Source organism: Methylobacterium sp. J-092 (genome assembly GCF_022829325.1).
GTDB lineage: Bacteria > Pseudomonadota > Alphaproteobacteria > Rhizobiales > Beijerinckiaceae > Methylobacterium.
In genome coordinates, this window is record NZ_JAKSXU010000180.1 from 35,843 (window position 1) to 52,750 (window position 16,908).

Annotated in this window: 17 protein-coding genes and 1 pseudogene; 9 read left to right on the top strand and 9 right to left on the bottom strand. The window is 68.0% G+C overall.

The annotated features are described in order from the left end of the window. The first annotated feature begins 49 nt into the window (after positions 1-49). Entirely contained in the window at positions 50-1,114 is a 1,065-nt protein-coding gene (locus MKK60_RS21280) for an esterase (RefSeq protein ID WP_243988481.1), read from the top strand. A 16-nt stretch (positions 1,115-1,130) separates the two neighbouring features. Here the strand turns inward: MKK60_RS21280 and MKK60_RS21285 are convergent, their stop codons facing one another. The 3 genes from MKK60_RS21285 to MKK60_RS21295 are packed head-to-tail and all read right to left on the bottom strand — an operon-like array spanning position 1,131 to position 3,849. Beyond that, the gene (locus MKK60_RS21285) at positions 1,131-2,000 is read right to left on the bottom strand and encodes an SDR family oxidoreductase (RefSeq protein ID WP_147843405.1); all 870 of its coding nucleotides are present in this window, start codon (positions 1,998-2,000) and stop codon (positions 1,131-1,133) included. Further along, positions 1,997-3,127, bottom strand: coding sequence for a tRNA epoxyqueuosine(34) reductase QueG (queG, locus tag MKK60_RS21290; RefSeq protein ID WP_279604204.1), 1,131 nt, complete (start codon positions 3,125-3,127; stop codon positions 1,997-1,999). The genes MKK60_RS21285 and queG overlap by 4 nt, the downstream gene beginning before the upstream one ends. A 29-nt stretch (positions 3,128-3,156) precedes the next feature. Further along, positions 3,157-3,849: a glutathione S-transferase family protein gene (locus MKK60_RS21295; protein WP_243988483.1), complete on the bottom strand. Its 693-nt coding sequence runs from the start codon at positions 3,847-3,849 to the stop codon at positions 3,157-3,159. A 259-nt stretch (positions 3,850-4,108) separates the two neighbouring features. Between MKK60_RS21295 and MKK60_RS21300 the strand changes: the two genes are divergently transcribed. The 5 genes from MKK60_RS21300 to MKK60_RS21320 all read left to right on the top strand — a co-directional run bounded on the left by MKK60_RS21300 (position 4,109) and on the right by MKK60_RS21320 (position 8,744). Further along, positions 4,109-4,912: an undecaprenyl-diphosphate phosphatase gene (locus MKK60_RS21300; RefSeq protein ID WP_147727639.1), complete on the top strand. Its 804-nt coding sequence runs from the start codon at positions 4,109-4,111 to the stop codon at positions 4,910-4,912. A 112-nt stretch (positions 4,913-5,024) separates the two neighbouring features. Further along, a complete protein-coding gene (locus MKK60_RS21305; protein WP_243988484.1) occupies positions 5,025-6,896 on the top strand; it encodes a methylmalonyl-CoA mutase subunit beta in 1,872 nt (623 codons plus the stop codon). 109 nt (positions 6,897-7,005) lie between these two features. Continuing rightward, positions 7,006-7,392: a hypothetical protein gene (locus MKK60_RS21310; RefSeq protein ID WP_243988485.1), complete on the top strand. Its 387-nt coding sequence runs from the start codon at positions 7,006-7,008 to the stop codon at positions 7,390-7,392. A 182-nt stretch (positions 7,393-7,574) separates the two neighbouring features. Then, a complete protein-coding gene (locus MKK60_RS21315) occupies positions 7,575-7,997 on the top strand; it encodes a hypothetical protein (protein ID WP_147843604.1) in 423 nt (140 codons plus the stop codon). A 24-nt stretch (positions 7,998-8,021) separates the two neighbouring features. Continuing rightward, positions 8,022-8,744, top strand: coding sequence for a glutathione S-transferase family protein (locus MKK60_RS21320; RefSeq protein ID WP_243988486.1), 723 nt, complete (start codon positions 8,022-8,024; stop codon positions 8,742-8,744). Between the two features lie 52 nt (positions 8,745-8,796). Here the strand turns inward: MKK60_RS21320 and MKK60_RS21325 are convergent, their stop codons facing one another. The 4 genes and pseudogenes from MKK60_RS21325 to MKK60_RS21340 all read right to left on the bottom strand — a co-directional run. Continuing rightward, positions 8,797-9,129, bottom strand: a complete 333-nt coding sequence (locus tag MKK60_RS21325) for a DNA-binding protein (protein WP_243988487.1) — start codon at positions 9,127-9,129, stop codon at positions 8,797-8,799. Next, positions 9,129-9,302, bottom strand: a complete 174-nt coding sequence (locus tag MKK60_RS28745) for a type II toxin-antitoxin system RelE/ParE family toxin (RefSeq protein ID WP_243988488.1) — start codon at positions 9,300-9,302, stop codon at positions 9,129-9,131. Before MKK60_RS28745 ends, MKK60_RS21325 begins: the two co-directional genes overlap by 1 nt. 3 nt (positions 9,303-9,305) lie before the next feature. After that, positions 9,306-9,455: a hypothetical protein gene (locus tag MKK60_RS28750; RefSeq protein ID WP_243988489.1), complete on the bottom strand. Its 150-nt coding sequence runs from the start codon at positions 9,453-9,455 to the stop codon at positions 9,306-9,308. 65 nt (positions 9,456-9,520) lie between these two features. Continuing rightward, a pseudogene (locus MKK60_RS21340) lies at positions 9,521-10,423 on the bottom strand (YifB family Mg chelatase-like AAA ATPase); the annotation flags it as partial. A gap of 79 nt (positions 10,424-10,502) precedes the next feature. Here MKK60_RS21340 and MKK60_RS21345 point away from each other — a divergent pair. From MKK60_RS21345 to MKK60_RS21355, 3 genes are all read left to right on the top strand, one after another. Further along, positions 10,503-11,873 (top strand): hypothetical protein, encoded by a 1,371-nt coding sequence (locus MKK60_RS21345; protein WP_243988490.1) that lies wholly within the window; start codon positions 10,503-10,505, stop codon positions 11,871-11,873. Between the two features lie 47 nt (positions 11,874-11,920). Further along, complete coding sequence (locus MKK60_RS21350) at positions 11,921-13,705, top strand: recombinase family protein (protein ID WP_243988491.1); 1,785 nt, start codon at positions 11,921-11,923, stop codon at positions 13,703-13,705. A gap of 192 nt (positions 13,706-13,897) precedes the next feature. Next, complete coding sequence (locus tag MKK60_RS21355; protein ID WP_243988492.1) at positions 13,898-14,521, top strand: hypothetical protein; 624 nt, start codon at positions 13,898-13,900, stop codon at positions 14,519-14,521. A gap of 19 nt (positions 14,522-14,540) precedes the next feature. Here MKK60_RS21355 and MKK60_RS21360 read toward each other — a convergent pair whose 3' ends face one another. Then, the gene (locus MKK60_RS21360; protein WP_243988493.1) at positions 14,541-16,349 is read right to left on the bottom strand and encodes a tyrosine-type recombinase/integrase; all 1,809 of its coding nucleotides are present in this window, start codon (positions 16,347-16,349) and stop codon (positions 14,541-14,543) included. Beyond that, positions 16,349-16,804 (bottom strand): helix-turn-helix domain-containing protein, encoded by a 456-nt coding sequence (locus MKK60_RS21365; protein WP_243988494.1) that lies wholly within the window; start codon positions 16,802-16,804, stop codon positions 16,349-16,351. Before MKK60_RS21365 ends, MKK60_RS21360 begins: the two co-directional genes overlap by 1 nt. Positions 16,805-16,908: the final 104 nt, after the last annotated feature.

Here is a 16,908-nt window from a genome sequence, read left to right on the forward strand (position 1 = left end):
TCCGGCTGCGGCGCCACGGAAGACGGCGTCGCGGGGAACCGGGAACCGCATGTCCGAGGACAACACGACGCCGCCGCGGCGTCTCGCCGCCATCGCCCTGATCGGGAGCCTGCTCGCCCCGCCCGCCGCGGCGGCCGAGCCCGCAGGGCCGCTGACGATCGCCCGGCAGGGCAGCCTCTTCGTCGGCGGTCGCAGCGTCGCCTCCGACACCCTCTCGACGCTGCCGGCCTACGCACCCTCGGGCACGATCAGCGTCGACCAGGTCTACGTGCGCTACCAGATCCCGGTGGAGGCCAAGCGCCCGGCGATCGTCCTGATCCACGGCTGCTGCCTCACGGGCAAGACCTGGGAGACGACGCCGGACGGGCGCATGGGCTGGGACGAGTTCTTCGTCCGCGCCGGGTTCCCGACTTACGTGATCGACCAGGCCGGTCGCGGCCGCTCGGCGGTGGACCCGTCCAGGATCAACGCGGTGAAGACCGGCCAGGCGGCGCCCGAGACGCTGCCGCCGGTGGTGTCGGCCGGCCAGGAGCCGGCCTGGGCGATCTTCCGCTTCGGCCCGAAATATCCGGAGGTGTTTCCCGGGATGCAGTTCCCGCTGGAGGCGCAGGCCGAGTTCTGGAAGCAGATGGTCGCCGACTGGGCCGCGACCCTGCCGACCCCGAACCCGACCGTGCCGGCCTTGTCCGAGCTGGCCAAGACGATCGAGAAAACCGGGCTCGACGGCGCGATCCTGATCAGCCACTCGCAATCGGGCATCTACCCGTTCCAGACCGCCGCGCTCGATCGCGCCGGCATCCGCGGCCTCGTGGCGATCGAGCCGGCCGCCTGCCCCGATCCCGCCAAGGACGACCTGGCACCCTACAGGGACCTGCCGATCCTCGTGCTGTGGGGCGACTACGTCGAGCGCGTGCCGCGCTGGGCCCCGCGGCTGAAACTCTGCCGCGCCTTCGTCGAGGCCGCCAACAAGGCCGGCGGCAAGGCGAAGCTGGTCCTGCTGCCCGACGTCGGCATGGCGGGCAACTCGCACATGCTGATGCAGGACAGGAACAGCCTCGACGTGGCCGCATGGCTGGCCGCCTGGCTCGACGCGCACGTGCCGCCGCGCCCGTGACGGCGGGCCGGCTCCGTCAGCCGGCCGCCTCGTCCTTCAAGGCCTGCAGCCCCTCGCGATAGGTCGGGAAGGCGAGGTCGACGCCGAGTTCCGCGCGGATCAGGCGGTTCCGCACGCGCTTGTTCTCGCCGTAGAAGCTGCGTGCCATCGGCGAGAGGTCGGCGGTCTCGAAGTCGACCTCCGGCGGGAGGGGCAGGCCGGTGAGCGCCGCGGCGTATTCCGTGACGGTCTGGGGTGGCGCCGGCTCGTCGTCGGTGACGTTGTAGACCGCGCCGTTGCGCGGCCGGTCGAGCGAGGCGAGCAGCGTCGCGGCGATGTCGTCGATGTGGATGCGGTTGAAGACCTGCCCCGCCTTGACGATGCGCTGGGATCGGCCGTCGCGCAGCTTCACGATCGGGTTGCGGCCCGGGCCGTAGATGCCCGACAGCCGAAACACCTGCACCGCCTTGCCGGTCTCGGCGCCGAGCGCCCGCCACGCGTTCTCGACGGCCAGCCGCCCTTGCGAGCGCGCGCTCTTCGGCGTCGCCGGCGCGGTCTCGTCGATCCAGGCGCCGCCCTGGTCGCCGTAGACGCCGATCGTCGAGAGGTAGCCGATCCAGCCGATCCGGCTCCGGGCGATGTCGTCGCGGAACCGCCGCAGCACCGGGTCGCCGTCGCGGTCGGGCGGGACCGAGACGAGCAGCGCGTCGGCCGCCGCGAGGTCGGCGGGGATGCGCGGGTCGTCGGCCTCGGGGCCGAAGGCCCTCATCGACAGTCCGGTCTCCGCTTCGATCGCGCGGGCCTTGTCCGGCTCGGTCACCGTCGCGACGATCTGGGGAAACCGGCCGCGCGCGCATTCCGAGAAACGCCGGGCCGAGAAGCCGAGGCCGAAGACGAACAGGGTCATGATGGCATCTCCGCGGGCGGGTCGAGCGCGGCACGCCACTCGGCCCGAACGTCCGGATCGGTCTCGCCGAGCCCGTGGCGTTCGTAAAGGGGACGGCAGGCCGAGGCGCCGAGAAGCCTGCCGCAGGCCCAGACCGCCATGCCCCGCACGATCGCGGCCGGGTCCGCGAGGTTCCGCACGGCGGAGGACGCCAGCGCCGGGTCTCCCGAGTTGCCGACGGCGATGAGGACGTTGCGCAGGAAGCGGTCGCGGCCGGTGCGCTTCACCGGCGTCCCGGCGAAGCGCCTGCGGAAGGCGGCGTCGTCGAGGGCGGCGAGCTCGGCCAGCGGCGGCGCGTCGAGGCCGGGATCGGCGGCCATGCGCGCGTCCTGCGCGACGCGGGCGAACTTGTTCCAGGGGCAAACGGCGAGGCAGTCGTCGCAGCCGAACACCCGGTTGCCGATGGCGGTGCGGAACTCCGCGGCGATCGGGCCGGCATGCTCGATCGTCAGGTAGGAGATGCAGCGGCGCGCATCGAGCCGGTAGGGGCCCGGGAAGGCGTTGGTCGGGCAGATGTCGAGGCAGGCGCGGCACGAGCCGCAATGGTCGGGCTCGGGCGCGTCCGGCTCCAAGTCGGCCGAGGTGTAGATCGCGCCGAGCAGCAGCCAGTTGCCGTGATCGCGCGACAGCAGCACCGTGTGCTTGCCCTGCCAGCCGAGGCCGGCCGCCGCGGCCAGGGGCTTCTCCATCACCGGGGCGGTGTCGCAGAACACCTTCACCCGCACGTCGCCCTTGGCCGAGAGGTAGCCGCCGAGCTCCTTCAGCCGGCCCTTCACCACCTCGTGATAGTCGCGGCGCTGGGCGTAGGCCGCGATCGCGCCGCGATCCTTCTTCGCGAGCAGATCGAGCGGGTCGGTCTCCGGTCCGTAGTTCGTGGCGAGCACGATGATGCTGCGCACCCCCGGCCACAGGGTTTTGGGCGATGCACGCTGGTCGGCGCGGTCTTCCATCCAGCCCATCGTGCCGTGCGCGCCCTCGCCCAGCCACGCGGCGAGGCGTCCGGGCAATTCCGGCACCGCCTCCGGGCGGGTGACCTGCAGGTCGCAGAAGCCCAGGTGGCGGGCGCGGGCCTCGACGAGGCGGCGCAGGTCCCGGCCTGCGAAGATGCGGCGGTCGGTCAGAAATCCAGGTCCGCGTAATGCCCGGCCGGCGGCATGCCCGCGACCCGGTCGGCGAGCAGCGCGCGGAAGGAGGGCCGCGATTTCACCCGGGCGTACCAGTCGCGCGCGGTCTCGTCCTCGTCCCACGGCACGTCGCCGAGGTAGTCGACGCAGCTCAGGTGCGCCGCGGCGGCGAGGTCGGCATAGGTCAGGTGGTCGCCGGCGATCCAGCGGCGCCGCGCCATCAGGTAGCCGATGTACTTCAGGTGGTAGCGGACGTTGGTGCGGCCGGCGCGGATCGCGTTCATGTCCGGCGGGCCGCCGCCGGTGGCGCTGGTCATGAAGCGCTTGGCGATCTTCTCGGTCACGAGGTAGCCCGTGACCTCCGCCTCGAACTTGACCAGGAACCAGTCCATCAGCCGGCGCACCTCGACCCGCTCGGCCGGATGGTCCGGCATCAGCCGGCGCCCGGTGAGGCCGAGGCCGCGGGTCTCGTCGAGGTATTCCGCGATGATGCCGCCGCCGGGCACGACCAGGCCGCCCTGCTCCATCAGCACCGGCGTGGTGCCGGCCGGGTTGATCAGCAGGAACTCGTCGCGCCTGTCCCAGGGCCGCTCCTCGACGAGGCTCGGCTCCAGGCCCATCTCGGCCAGGACGAGGCGGATGAAGCGCGAGTTGGCGCAGAAGGGAAAGTGATAGAGCGTCGCCATCGAGGCCGTTGTCGGACTGAAAAGGGCCGGCGGGACGCGCCGCACGGGACACCCGCGGGACCGAGCGTGGGATGATCATGATTGCTCGATCGTTGCCGCCTCATTAACACGCCGCACGGAACGCGGTAACCGCTCGTTCACCATCGTCGGCGAAGCCTGTGGGCGTCCCGCCGCGGGCGGCGATTCCACTCCCTCAGGCCGGTCGCCGGCCGGCGCGGCGCGAACGGTCGAGACCAGCGATGATGCGAGATCTGCGATGATGGATGCGATGAGCATCGCGAAGGCGGTCGTGCTCGCGGTCGTCGAGGGCGCGACCGAGTTCATCCCGGTCTCCTCCACCGGGCACCAACTCCTGGTCGGGCACTTCATCGGGTTCCACTCGCCCAACAACACCTTCGAGGTGCTGATCCAGCTCGGCGCGATCCTGGCGATCCTGGCGGTGTATTTCCGCCGGCTGCTCGGCATCGCGTTCGCCCTGCCGAACGACCCGCAGGCGCGCCGGTTCGTGCTCGGCATCCTCCTCGCCTTCCTGCCGGCGGCGATCATCGGCGGCCTGTTCTCGAAGGTGATCAAGGCCTACCTGTTCAACCCGTGGATCGTCTGCGCGACCCTGGTCGCGGGCGGGCTCGTGCTGCTCGTCCTGGACGACACCGACCTCGAGGTGAAGAAGACCGACGTCTACGACTTCACCCTGCCGATGGACCTGAAGATCGGCATCTTCCAGTGCCTGGCGATGATCCCGGGCGTGTCGCGCTCCGGCGCCACCATCGTCGGCGCGATGCTGATGGGCGCCGACAAGCGCTCCGCCACCGAGTTCTCGTTCTACCTCGCGATGCCGACCATGGCCGGCGCCTTCGCCAAGGACCTGCTCGACAACTACAAGAACCTCAACGGCGACGACGTCGGGCTGATCGTCATCGGCTTCGTGGTGGCCTTCGTCTCGGCCCTCGTCGTGGTGCGGACGGTGCTCGACTACGTCTCCCGCCACGGCTTCTGGCTGTTCGCGTGGTGGCGCATCATCGTCGGCTCGGCGGGCTTCGCCGGCCTGATCATCTTTGGATAAAAAATACGGTCGCCGCCGTCGATTGCCTCGCCAGCGGGGCCGTGCGAGGGCAGACGGATGGGGAGAGCGGGCGAAAGACCCGCATCCCGGCACCGTTTGAAGGCCCTCCGCGATGGAAGACAGACCGCTTGCCGACCTCTTCGAGCCCGCGACCCGCGCGCGCTGGCTCGGCCTCGTCGAGGGCGTTCTGAAGGGCGCCGACTACGAGAAGCGCCTCGTCTCCAAGACGGCGGACGGCCTGCGCATCCAGCCGCTCTACGAGGCGGCCGAGCCCGTGCCGCAGCCGGTCCGCGCGGCCGGCCCGTGGCGCATCGCCCAGCGGGTCGACCATCCCAAGATCGAGCAGGCGAACCGGCAGGCGCTGGCCGACCTCGAAGGCGGCGCCGATGCGCTGACCCTGGTGTTCTCCGGCGCGCCGGCGGCCCACGGCTACGGCCTGACCGCACGCACGGTCGAAGAGCTGGAAGCCGCGCTTGCCGGCGTGATGCTGCCGCTGATCGGATTGCGCGTCGACGCCGGCCCGCTCGGGCTGGAGGCGGCCCGCCTCGTGGTCGAGCTGGCGAAGGCGCGCGGCGAGGACCTGTCGGCCTGCGACCTTGACCTCGGCATCGATCCGGTGGGCACGCTTGCCGCCTCGGGCAGCCTCGGGGCGGTGTGGTCCGAGATCGCGCCGAAGCTCGGGCAGGCGGTAAAGGACTTCGACGCCGCCGGCTTCACCGGGCGTGCGCTCCTGGCCGACGGGAGGCCCTATCACGAGGCCGGCGCCGGCGAGGCGGCCGAGCTGGGCGCGGTGCTCGCCACGGCCGTGACCTATCTCCGGGCGCTGGAGGCGGAAGGGGTGTCGCTGGAACGGGCCCGCGACGCGGTCGGGATCCTGCTCGTGACCGACGCGGACGAGTTCCTCACCATCGCGAAGTTTCGGGCGATGCGCCGGCTCTGGGCCCGCATCGAGCAGGCCTGCGGGCTCGCTCCGAAGCCGCTGCGGCTCCAGGCCGAGACCGCGTGGCGGATGATGACCCGGCGCGACCCCTTCGTGAACATCCTGCGGACCGCGATGGCGGCGACCGGGGCCGGGCTCGGCGGCGCCGACGCCGTCACCGCCCTGCCCTACACCCAGGCGCTGGGTCTCCCCGACGCCTTCGCCCGGCGGGTGGCGCGCAACAGCCAGATCGTGCTGATCGAGGAATCGAACCTCGCCCGCGTCGCCGATCCGGCCGCCGGCGCCGGCGGCTTCGAGAGCCTGACCGCGCAGCTGGCCGAGGCCGGCTGGGAGGCGTTCCGGGCGATCGAGCGCGAGGGCGGCATCGTCGCCTCGCTCAGCGTCGGCAAGCTCCAGCGCCGGATCGAGATCACCCGGGAGACGCGGGCGAAGAACGTCGCGACGCGGCGCGAGGCGCTGACCGGCGCCACCGAATTCCCCTACCTCGCCGAGAAGTCGGTCGCGGTGTTCGACGTGGCGCCCGTCGCCGCCCCCCCGGCGGCGAGCTTCGGCAGCGGAACGGCGGTCGCCTGCGACGCCCTGCCGTCGCAGCGGCTTGCCGAGCCCTACGAGGCCCTTCGCGACGCCTCCGACGGCTTCCTCGACAAGACCGGGAAGCGCCCGCAGGTGTTCTTGGCCAATCTCGGCCCGGTCGCGGTGTTCAACGCCCGCTCGACCTTCGCCGCCAACGCCTTCGCCGCCGGCGGCATCGAGGCTCTGAGCAACGACGGGTTCCCCGACGATGCGAGCCTCGCCGAGGCGTTCGAGGCCTCGGGTGCGGCGCTCGCCTGCTTGTGCTCCTCCGACGCCGTTTACGAAGCCCGCGCCGTCTCCGCGGCGAAGGCCCTGGCGGCGGCCGGCGCCGGGACGATCTACCTCGCGGGCAAGCCGGGGGCGGATCTCGCCGAACCGCTCGCGGCGGCGGGCGTCCACGGCTTCCTCCATGCCGGCGGCGACCTCCTGGCGCTGCTGAACGACGCCCTGAGGCGGGCCGCCCGCGCCTGAGCGGGGAAATCGGCAACCGATCCGGCCGTCGCGTGTTTCGAAGCGGACATGCCTGCACGCCCGCGCGGTGCGTGCCGGGCACTCGACACGCTCGCCCGATCGGGATCCGATGAAAGCACTGACGCTGGCCTCCGCCTTCCTCGTCCTCGCAGCCGCCGGCCTCAGCCCCGCCGACGCGGCCCGGAAGAAGGTCCAGATCCCCGATCGCTACGACGGCAAATGGAGCATTGAGGTCATCACCGAATCCGGCATCTGCGACCGGGCCTATCGCTACGGCGTGCGGATCCAGCGCGGCGAGGCCAGCTATCCCGGCGGCGATTTCGCGATCAGCGGCCGGGTCGCGACCAACGGGTCGGTGCGCGCGACGATCTCGAACGGGGCGGCGACCGCCAACGTCGTCGGGCGCCTCGGCCGCCAGGGGACCGGCACCGGCACCTGGTCGACCCAGGGCGGCCCCGAATGCAGCGGTCGCTGGAACGCCGAGCGCCGCGGCTAGGACGCTCCCAGGCGAAACCGGCGGTCGAAGCGGCGGTGGCGGGGGCGCCGCTGTGACGCGGAAGCGACGATGGCGCAGGATCGCGCCCGGCGCGTGCGCTGCGGCGCGGACGGCCCTGTTCCCGACAAAATCCCTGGGGAATACTCGCCTCGATCGATCACTCGTTCGAGGCTTCCCGCGCCATGAAGACCCCGCTGCTCGGTGCGCTCGCATTCCTCCTCGCCCTCGCGCCGGCCACGGCGCGCGAGCGTTCGAAGCCCGAGGCGGACAAGGTGCTGGCGCCGCTGCAGCAGGCCGCGACCGATTGCTTCGCCGAGACGGTGATGGCCAACCCGGGCGCGATGAACCACGCCCGCGCCGGTCGCTGGTTCCAGGCCGCCGGCGTGATCGGCTTTCTCTGCCGTCCCGAGGTCGACGCGATGATCGCGGCGCATGATCGCCTCTACGGCGGCGGCACCGGCGCCAAGTTCTTCAAGGGCGCCTACGCCCGCCATCTCGACCAGCAGCTCGCGCTCCGCCTCCAGCCGATGCTGGAGCGCAAGACCGTCGCCAGCGCCGAGCCGCCGGCCGACAAGGCCGCCGCCGACGAGGCCCCGGGCGAGTGACGCCGCGCGCGTGACGGCGCGGCGATGCCCTACGAGCTCTATTACTGGCCGATGCTGCAGGGCCGCGGCGAGTTCGTGCGCCTCGCCCTGGAAGAGGCCGGCGCGGCCTACGTCGACGTCGCCCGCGAGGCGGAGACCGACGGTCTCGGCCTGCCGGCGCTGACGCGAATCCTGGAGGATCTCGACGAGCCGCGCCCGGCCTTCGCACCGCCCTTCCTGCGCGACGGCGACGTGGTCGTCGGGCAGACGGCGGCGATCCTGCTCTATCTCGGCCCGCGGCTCGGGTTGGTCGGCGCGGCCGAGGACGAGCGGATCTGGACGCACCAGATCCAGCTCACCATCGCCGACATGGTGGCCGAGGCGCACGACACCCACCACCCGATCGCGGCCGGCCTCGCCTACGAGGACCAGACGACCGAAGCCGCGCGCCGCGCCGCGCATTTCCGCGCCGACCGCATCCCCGAGTTCTTGGCGTGGTTCGAGCACGTGCTCACCCGCAACGACGGCACCCACCTCGTCGGCGATCGCCTGAGCTACGCCGACCTGTCGCTGTTCCAGCTGATCGACGGGCTGCGCTACGCCTTCCCGAAGGCGATGGCGGCGCGGCTCCCCGACCATCCGCGCGTGGCCGCGCTGCACGCGACGGTCGCGGTGCGCCCGCGGATCGCGGCCTACCTCGCGAGCCCGCGCCGGATCCCGTTCAACGAGCAGGGCATCTTCCGCCGCTACGCCGCGCTCGACGGATGACGCCGGGGCGGCGGCCCTGAGCGATCTCGGGGCGCCAACGCGAGGGCTGCGATCAGCTGGACGCGGTCGACCGCCCCGCCGTCACCGTGAGACGCAGGCTGGCTTCCTTCTGAACGGTGCCGAGGATCGAGAACAAGTTGCTGGCCGTCGGGTTTCCGTCGGCGCTGAGCATCCGCATCAAGCTCTTCGTCGAGGAACCGGTTTCGGCGGCAAGGCGGTCGAACCCGATGGTCGCGTGGATGTAGTCGCGCAACACCGTCTTGCCGACGTCGAGCTCGCCGGCAAGGAAGCTCTCGACCGCCTCCGTCAGCAGGGCCTCCCGAAAGGCCGGATCGCGTGCGGCACGCGCCTTCACGGTGTCCTTGAAACTGCGCGTGAGCGGCATCAGTGTCCTTGCGCCTTGCGGTGCTTGTAGGCGACCCAATTCTCGATCGCCCGATCGATGTCGGCTTGCTGACGGCGCTTCGTGCCGCCGCAGAGCAGAATGATCAATGTTTCGCCGTCTCTGCCGAAATACAATCGGTAGCCCGGACCGAAATCGAGCCGGTATTCCTGCACCCCCTAGCCGACGGATTTGACATGGGAAAGATTGCCCTTCTCGATCCGTGCCAGCGCGATCGTCACCTTGGCCGCAGCGAACGGATCGAGCCTGTCGAACCAGTCGGCGAACGGCGATCGATGGGAATCGTCGATGAATTCGAGGATCTTCACTCAGGATAGTACCATATAGGGCACCATACAAGGCGACATCGTTCCGCTCGTCAGCGTTGCCCATCTCACGAGGCCGCCTTCTCCCCCCGCCCGCGATACGACAGCGCTTCGGCGAGGTGGAGGCGGCGAACCGTCGGCTCGCCGTCGAGGTCGGCGAGCGTGCGGGCGACGCGCAGCGTCCGGTGGAAGCCGCGGGCGGTCAGCCGCATGCTCTCGGCGGCGGTGCGGATCAGCGCGGCGCCGTCGGCATCCGGGGCGGCGACCCGCTCGATCAGGCTGGCCGGGCAGGTCGCATTGGTGGTGCCCGCGGCCAAGCCCGCGGCGTCGTAGCGCGCGGTCTGGCGGTCGCGCGCTGCCGCGACCCGCGAGGCGGCCTCGCGCGAGCCCTCGGCCGGCGGCGGCAGGATCAGGTCGGCTGCGGTCACCGCCGCGACCTCGATGCGCAGGTCGATCCGGTCGAGCAACGGCCCGGAGATGCGGGCGCCGTACTGCGCCATGCAACGTTCGTTCGGGCCACGTCGGCAGGCATAGCCCGGCTCCAGCGCCTGCCCGCACCGGCACGGGTTCATCGCGGCGACCAGCTGGAAGCGGGCCGGGTAGGTGATGCGGTGGTTGGCCCGCGCGATCATGATCTCGCCGGTCTCCATCGGCTGGCGCAGCGAATCGAGGACCTGCGGCGTGAACTCGGGAAGCTCGTCGAGGAACAGCACGCCGCCATGGGCCAGGGAGGCCTCGCCCGGCCGCGCGTTGATCCCGCCGCCGACGAGCGCCGCCATCGAGGCCGAATGGTGCGGCTGCCGGAACGGGCGCCGGTCCGACAGCCGCCCCTCCTTCAGCTCCCCGGCCACCGACTGGATCATCGAGACCGCGAGCAGCTCGCGCGGCGTCAGCGGCGGCAGGATCGAGGGCAGGCGCGCGGCGAACATCGACTTGCCCGCGCCGGGCGGCCCGTTGAACAAGAGGTTGTGACACAAATCCAATGACGGTTTGTGGTTGGCCCAGGCGAACCTAAGATACCCCGAGAGCGCCGATGCAAGGAGGATGCGAATGCGGATCGACGATAAAGTCTTCGTCCATCACCCAGAGCTGATCGGTCTCGATCCCGAAACGGCGGCCTGCGAGGATTTGGAAAGCGCATTGCATGAGGCGGCCGCCGGGGCGACCGAGATTTCGATCCTCGGGGGCTACTACAACACCGACCGAATGATAGCGCTGTGCAAGCGCGTCCCACGCGCTTACCGCAGGGACTGCCGCGTCAGGATCGCGATCGGGCTTGAGGCAACCGCCCTGATCCCTCGGACCTGGACGGACATGCGGGGTGTGGAGGGCAAGCTCCGACAAGCGGGCTTCCGCGACATCCTCGTGTCCGTGGTCACGAGTTCACCCGTCCACTTCCACACCAAGCTGTTCCGTATTCTGCGGACGACGCAGCCGATCTGGTTCATTGGGTCGGCCAACCCAGGCAGCAGACGTCACGAGCTGATGGTCAGGCTCTCGGGGCGGCACGATGCCCTATCCGCCTACGTCAAGGCGGTGTTCGAGACGGCGCAGCCGGTGACGAACGCGCCTCCACCCATTGGCGAAATCATCACGCCGCGTGAGTTCTTCCTAACCGGTGTCCTCTGCCATAAACCACCCGTCACGCGCCTTTTCACCTTCGATGCCTTCAGGTTTAGCCCGTCGGCACGGGACCTTCTGGCGGCGATCCTCGCCGGCGAGGCCGGTGTAGAGCACGCGCGACCCCGGACTGAGGGGTTCGGTTTCGGGCTGAGAAGTGCCCTCGGAATGGAGGAGTCCGACGGCGCCGAACCCGAAGAGACCGTCCAGCGCATTCAGTACCGACGTTCCGCTATCGAGACGGTCTTGGGCCTATGGATGCCGCGCGCCTACGCGGCCGAAATCGAACGCCGCGTCGAAGGCGAGGAAGACACGCGGTTGATTCGACTTTCCGCTCTGGCTGCCGCCCTGCGTAGCGAAGCCGGAAGGGAGCGCGCCGTCGCGGCCTTCGCGGACCATGTCCGTTCGATGCAAACGGTACTCGATCGGCACAACATCCCGGCGCAACCGGTTCAGGACCGACAAGGTGCCTTCGCGCGCTTCCTCGACTCGCGGAACAGGACGCTTGCCGACGAGGATCGCCGGATACGCCTGTCTCGCGTCCTGACCCTGACGGACATGCCGGACATCTGGGGGGACGTTCACGCAGCTGACGCGTTCGAGACATCGTTCCACGAGGACCTCGCATCCCGTCTCGCCGCCGGTGGCGTCGGTGCCGGGCGGATCGTACGAAGCCTCGCCCGGGGCATCGATCTATCGGGTGGGGAAACTCCCGAGGAAATTGCCGCCGCACTCGCGTACAGGCTTGAAGCGCGACCCTGGATCGACGACGAGTGGACGATCGACGGATCGGGGGCGTGACGTGACGGCGGAATTGAAACGCGGTTGGTGAGCCGCACGCGAACGGCGTGGCGGCCTTTCCAAGGATACGTCAATCGCTGTTTGCCATCCTGTCGACCATGCCCATCGCCTATTCCTACATTCGAATGTCCCGCCCGGAGCAGCTCCGGGGCGACAGTCTGCGCCGGCAGATGGCGGCTGCGGCCGAGTGGGCCGCCAAGCGCGGCGTGGAGCTCGACGACAGCCTGCGCGACATCGGCGTGTCTGCTTATAAGGGCAAGAACCGCGATGTCGGCGCGCTCGGCACGTTCATCCGGATGGTGGAGGACGGCACCGTCCGATCGGGCTCGTTCCTGCTGGTGGAAAGCCTGGATCGCCTAAGCCGTGAGACCGTGATCGAGGCGCTGCCGCGGTTTATCGATCTCGTGAACGCGGGCATCATCGTCGTTACACTCATCGACGGGCAGGAATACTCGAAGAAGCGGCTGAAGGCGGACTGGACCCCGCTCATCGTCTCTCTCGCCACGATGGCGCGCGCTCACGAGGAGAGCAAGACAAAGGGGATCCGGGTCCGCGAGGCCTGGGACGCAAAGCGAGCGAAGGCCGGGCAGAAGGTCCTGACATCGCGTGTCCCGGCTTGGCTGACGGTCGTGGATGGCCAGATCCGGACGGTTCCGACACGGGTCGAACTGGTCCGGCGCATCTTTAGGGAGACCGGCGACGGGCAAGGCCGTCGCATCGTCGTCCGGCGCCTCAACGACGAGCGCATTCCCCCGTTCATGGGTGGAAAGGTAGGTTGGCAGCCGAGCTACATCGCCAAGCTGCTGTCGAACCGTGCAGTGCTCGGCGAGTTCCAGGCCTACCGGCGAGGCGAGGATGGCAAGCGCCGGCCCGAGGGGGACCCGGTCCCCGGGTACTTCCCCGCGATCGTCACGGAGTCGGAGTTCCACCACGCCAACGTCGCCCGGTCCTCGCGCACGTCGGCGCCGGGTCCGCGTGGCAACGGCGTGCCGAACCTGTTCACCGGCATAGCCAAGTGCGGGGTATGCCGCTCTTCGATGGTCATGCTGAACAAGGGAGCTTCGCCAAAGGGCGCGCGCTATCTCGTATGTTCGAACGCCGATCGATCCGCTGGTTGTGCGAACGATCGCCGATGGCGCCTGGACGGGGTCGAGGTCGCCGTGCTCGGCATCATGCATCGCGTCGACATCTCCAACCTCGTCGAGCGCGCACCCGAACACAAGCGGGAAGCGGAAGACCTGAAGGCTAAGCTAGCGGCCCTGAACGCCCGGAGGGAACGGCTGCTTGATCTGGTCGAGGACGGTGACGAGGCCGCCAAGGCCAGGTTCAAGACGCTCGGTTCCGAGATCGGCAACCTGCGCGAGAGTATCGACCGTTCGGAGCATCAGGAACGGGTTGATGCGACCCAACCGTCCCACGAGGAGCGGCTCGCATCGATCCGCGAGATACAACGTCTTCTTGCCATGGCCACGGGGGAGGCCCTGCGAGACCTTAGGCTGAGACTGGCGCAGCACCTGCGCGGCACACTGCTTAGGATCGATTTCGACACCCGGGTCGTCACGTGTCGCGTCAGGCTCAATCGCACGGCAGGCTATCGTTGGACTGCCGATCGCTATCCCGATGGCGTGCCCATGATCGCGATCGACGAGCGTCGCTCAACCTGGGAGCCGCACGAGTTCGACGATCAGGATGCCCAAAGGTCCGAGCCTGGTGGAAAACTGCCAGCAGACGTGGGGAGGATGATCGAACTCCTGGGCTCCCCCGCAAGGGCTCCCTCTCACACCCCAGGGAGCCGATCCCTCGTGAACCGAAAGAACCGTTCAAAGTCTTGATGAGGGACGTCGTCTGCGGCTTGCCGATCCCGATCCAGCGGCCATCGGCGGAATGCCATCCGTGCGCACCTTCTCAGGGGTGGGATTTCTGAACGCCAACGACGATCCCACAATGACCGTAAGCGTCCCCGCGGTGGGGCGTGTGCAGCCCTGACGCTCGAATCGGTATGCTGCCCCATGCAGAGGGGCGCCATGCACGAGCTTCGCCGAACGTTCTTCGAAATCATCGCCCGCGGCATGTCCACGGTCGACCGCTTTTCAATGAACGATCCCGACGGAGACCTACCGCATCAGTTGTCGTCCAACCCGGAAACGATGGCGGTCATTGAGGACACGATCGACGCCCTCTTGGATGCCGCACCCGAGATCGAGATGCGCCATGGGGACGACGTGCGCCTCAGGTTCGTCGATAATTATCCCCTGACCATGCGGGTGGTGGAGGGCCTTCATGAGGTTGCACAACACGTGCGGGAAGCGTTGCCCGGTATGAAGACGGACCAGATGGCGAGCGCTGCCAAGGTGATCTCAGCACTCGAAACGCTGCCATCCCGTACCCACGACGTCCGTTTCGAAATGACCTTCGTCGGCGAAGACATGGGCGGTGGGCACGGATGGGCTAGCATCGCCATCGACGACACGTCCATACGACTCGAAGCGGGTGAAACCGTGCGGGGCGACTATGGATCAGATCATTCCAGCGGAACGATCTCCGGGCGTTGGCCGAATGGGTCGACCGGGGATCCGGGTGCCTGTCTCAGCCATGTTTACGGCGCCCTCCTTTTGAAGGTCATGCAAATCGACAATCTCAAGACATGACCCAGCGCGCTAGCCTCCCTCAAACGAATTGGCCCAGCAGGGACGAGATACGGTCCTCCAACTTCTCAGCCTCCACCCTTTGCATTTTTAACGCCCGAGCGAGTTCCACGAAATCCGCGTCGGTCGGATCACTGTGGGATTCGGCTGCGGCACACTCTTGGGAAAAAGCGTCCCGAAGGGATCCGAACCCAGTAGACGCCGCGCTTAAGTCCCCTTCTGCCCCATCCAGAGGCGATCTGGATTCATCATGAATTCCCAGGATGGATGATGCAACGTCGAGCCGCAGGTCCAGTTGGCTATCTGGTTCGCAATCAGTTCGCAAACAGGCGTTCGACTCTGTACAGATATGTTCGTCTCCAGTGTTTTCCGGCAAAGTTTTGAAACACCATTCGCAAGCCGCTGCAGGCCAATTATCTTCTTGAGTAGAACGAGTTAGCAGCGAGATGCCAGATGCTTGAGATGCATCTGATCCAGAGGGGCATTCTGTGCGTGCGGGGATAGTCCCGCCCGAGGACTTCGAGGTCTGGCAAGGGGTTAGCCCTTTGGAGGCGTCCGGGTTCTCAACCGGTTCGCGAAGGGCGATCTTGCCGGTGCCGACCCCGGTGGAGCCGAGACGGGCCTTGGCCTTGCCGAGCTTCGCGACCATGTGCGCCTCGGCGGCGAGGGCGCCGTCTACGACCGCCTTGCTCATCACGAAGGCGTAGGCGGTCGTGGTCACCCGGATATCGCGATGATGCAGCCGATTCATCACAATTGTGATGTCCCCAGTCGCCCGAAGGGTCTCCGTGCCGAAGGTCCGCCTCAGGTCGTGCGGCCGCGCATTGGGGATCTTGGCGCGGGCGCAGGCCGCCTTGAAGGTCTGATAGAACCTTAGGCCTTGCATCGGGTACAGCTCGCCCTTGACCTGCCAGACCTGGCCCGCCGGCCCGGTCTGCGTCGACAGCGCCCTGATCTTGAAGACCGCGTCGTCAGGATGGGCCGGCGGATACAGGTGCCGCTGGGCGACCAGTATGTCCTCCACGAGCGGCGTCAGGGCGACCTCGCGGTCGTGGCCGCCCTTGACGACGACCTTGATGATCTTCTCCTCCCAGTCGACCTGCGACCACAGGAGCTCGACGCCATTGCGCAGACGCAGGCCGGTGAACAGGAAGAAGTAGAGGACCCGCGCGTAATCCGGTGTGAGCTTGTCCTCAATCCGCACAATCTCTTCGGCTGTGAAGTACCTCTTGCGCGGCTTGCAATCGAACTTGAACCTGCTGAAGTTCGGCTTTTCCGGGAGGTAGACGCCCCAGTCTTCCTTGGCCATGTCGAGCATGGTCGCGAGCGTGTTCTTGACCGCCTTCATGTAGCTCTCTGCGTAAGGCTGGGGCTGCCCTGAAACGGTCCTTTGAGCTTGTCGCATACGCAGGACGAAGTCGATCACGAACGGCCTGTCGATCGCCGAAAGCTGCGTAGCGGGATCGATGAAACTCATAACCATCGCGCAATACCGATGGACATTCTCCGGCCTACTAAGCTTCTTCGCCCGCTGTGCCTCCATGTACCTTTCCATGCCCATCCTCAGGGACATCGACATGATCTTGCCGTTGGGAGCCCGATCTACCTTCCGCTGTTGGACTTCCAGGTAAGCTGCCGCATAGGCTCGATCCTTGATTGCGCGGGCCTCGGTCGGATCCGAAGTCTCGGTGGAACCGGAGAAGCCAAGTCCCTCGATATTGAAGCGGTAGTGATAAAACCTCGACTTTTGAGGAATGTAGAGGTTCCTGGGATGCTTGCGCCTCTTGTTGGCCTTCGCCCTAGGCTTAATCCCCCCGGTAGTTCCCGCCATCACACATCCCTCCTTTGTCTCTTGTGCCTGTCGCAAGACTCGCCGAACGCGGCCGATCGGTATTGCTCTATCGTGGTCTTGATACCGGCGCGGCTAGGCTCCCGCCGGACCGGCTCCACGCGGCGCCCATCAACGAAGGCCTGCAGCCCCTCCTCCAGGACCCTGAGATCACGCCTCTGCCTGCCCCTGCCTACGTTGAAAGCCTGGAGCGCCCCGTCTGAGACGAGGTGCTCGACCTGCCGCAGGCTCAGCCCGAGCGTCTCGGCAACCTCCGCCAGCGTGTAGACCCGTCCGATGGCCATCTCGATCTCGCCATCGGGCGCCGCCCAGTCGACCGGCGCGCGAGATACATACGTTCGGCGCGGGCCGGCGCATTGATCGTTCATGGGGCATGCTCGCTGAACTGCGTAAGTCACGTTCGGACAAACCATCACTTCTTCGTACATCGTATACATGACGCCATCCTCAAGATATCAATTTGAAATCAATCAACATCTTCCGTAATGCGTAAGACGTTGTTCACCTTACGAGGAGGATAGGCTGCCTCCTGCAATCGCCG

What these genes read in the sequence shown, in the direction of transcription:
- MKK60_RS21285 (WP_147843405.1), bottom strand. Translation starts at nt 2,000, where the DNA reads ATGACCCTGTTCGTCTTCGGCCTCGGCTTCTCGGCCCGGCGTTTCTCG.
- MKK60_RS21315 (WP_147843604.1), top strand. Translation starts at nt 7,575, where the DNA reads ATGAAGACCCCGCTGCTCGGTGCGCTCGCATTCCTCCTCGCCCTCGCG.
- MKK60_RS21345 (WP_243988490.1), top strand. Translation starts at nt 10,503, where the DNA reads ATGCGGATCGACGATAAAGTCTTCGTCCATCACCCAGAGCTGATCGGT.
- MKK60_RS21360 (WP_243988493.1), bottom strand. Translation starts at nt 16,349, where the DNA reads ATGGCGGGAACTACCGGGGGGATTAAGCCTAGGGCGAAGGCCAACAAG.
- MKK60_RS21325 (WP_243988487.1), bottom strand. Translation starts at nt 9,129, where the DNA reads ATGCCGCTCACGCGCAGTTTCAAGGACACCGTGAAGGCGCGTGCCGCA.
- MKK60_RS21280 (WP_243988481.1), top strand. Translation starts at nt 50, where the DNA reads ATGTCCGAGGACAACACGACGCCGCCGCGGCGTCTCGCCGCCATCGCC.
- MKK60_RS21320 (WP_243988486.1), top strand. Translation starts at nt 8,022, where the DNA reads ATGCCCTACGAGCTCTATTACTGGCCGATGCTGCAGGGCCGCGGCGAG.
- MKK60_RS21300 (WP_147727639.1), top strand. Translation starts at nt 4,109, where the DNA reads ATGGATGCGATGAGCATCGCGAAGGCGGTCGTGCTCGCGGTCGTCGAG.
- MKK60_RS21305 (WP_243988484.1), top strand. Translation starts at nt 5,025, where the DNA reads ATGGAAGACAGACCGCTTGCCGACCTCTTCGAGCCCGCGACCCGCGCG.
- MKK60_RS21310 (WP_243988485.1), top strand. Translation starts at nt 7,006, where the DNA reads ATGAAAGCACTGACGCTGGCCTCCGCCTTCCTCGTCCTCGCAGCCGCC.
- MKK60_RS21295 (WP_243988483.1), bottom strand. Translation starts at nt 3,849, where the DNA reads ATGGCGACGCTCTATCACTTTCCCTTCTGCGCCAACTCGCGCTTCATC.
- MKK60_RS21355 (WP_243988492.1), top strand. Translation starts at nt 13,898, where the DNA reads ATGCACGAGCTTCGCCGAACGTTCTTCGAAATCATCGCCCGCGGCATG.
- MKK60_RS21365 (WP_243988494.1), bottom strand. Translation starts at nt 16,804, where the DNA reads ATGTATACGATGTACGAAGAAGTGATGGTTTGTCCGAACGTGACTTAC.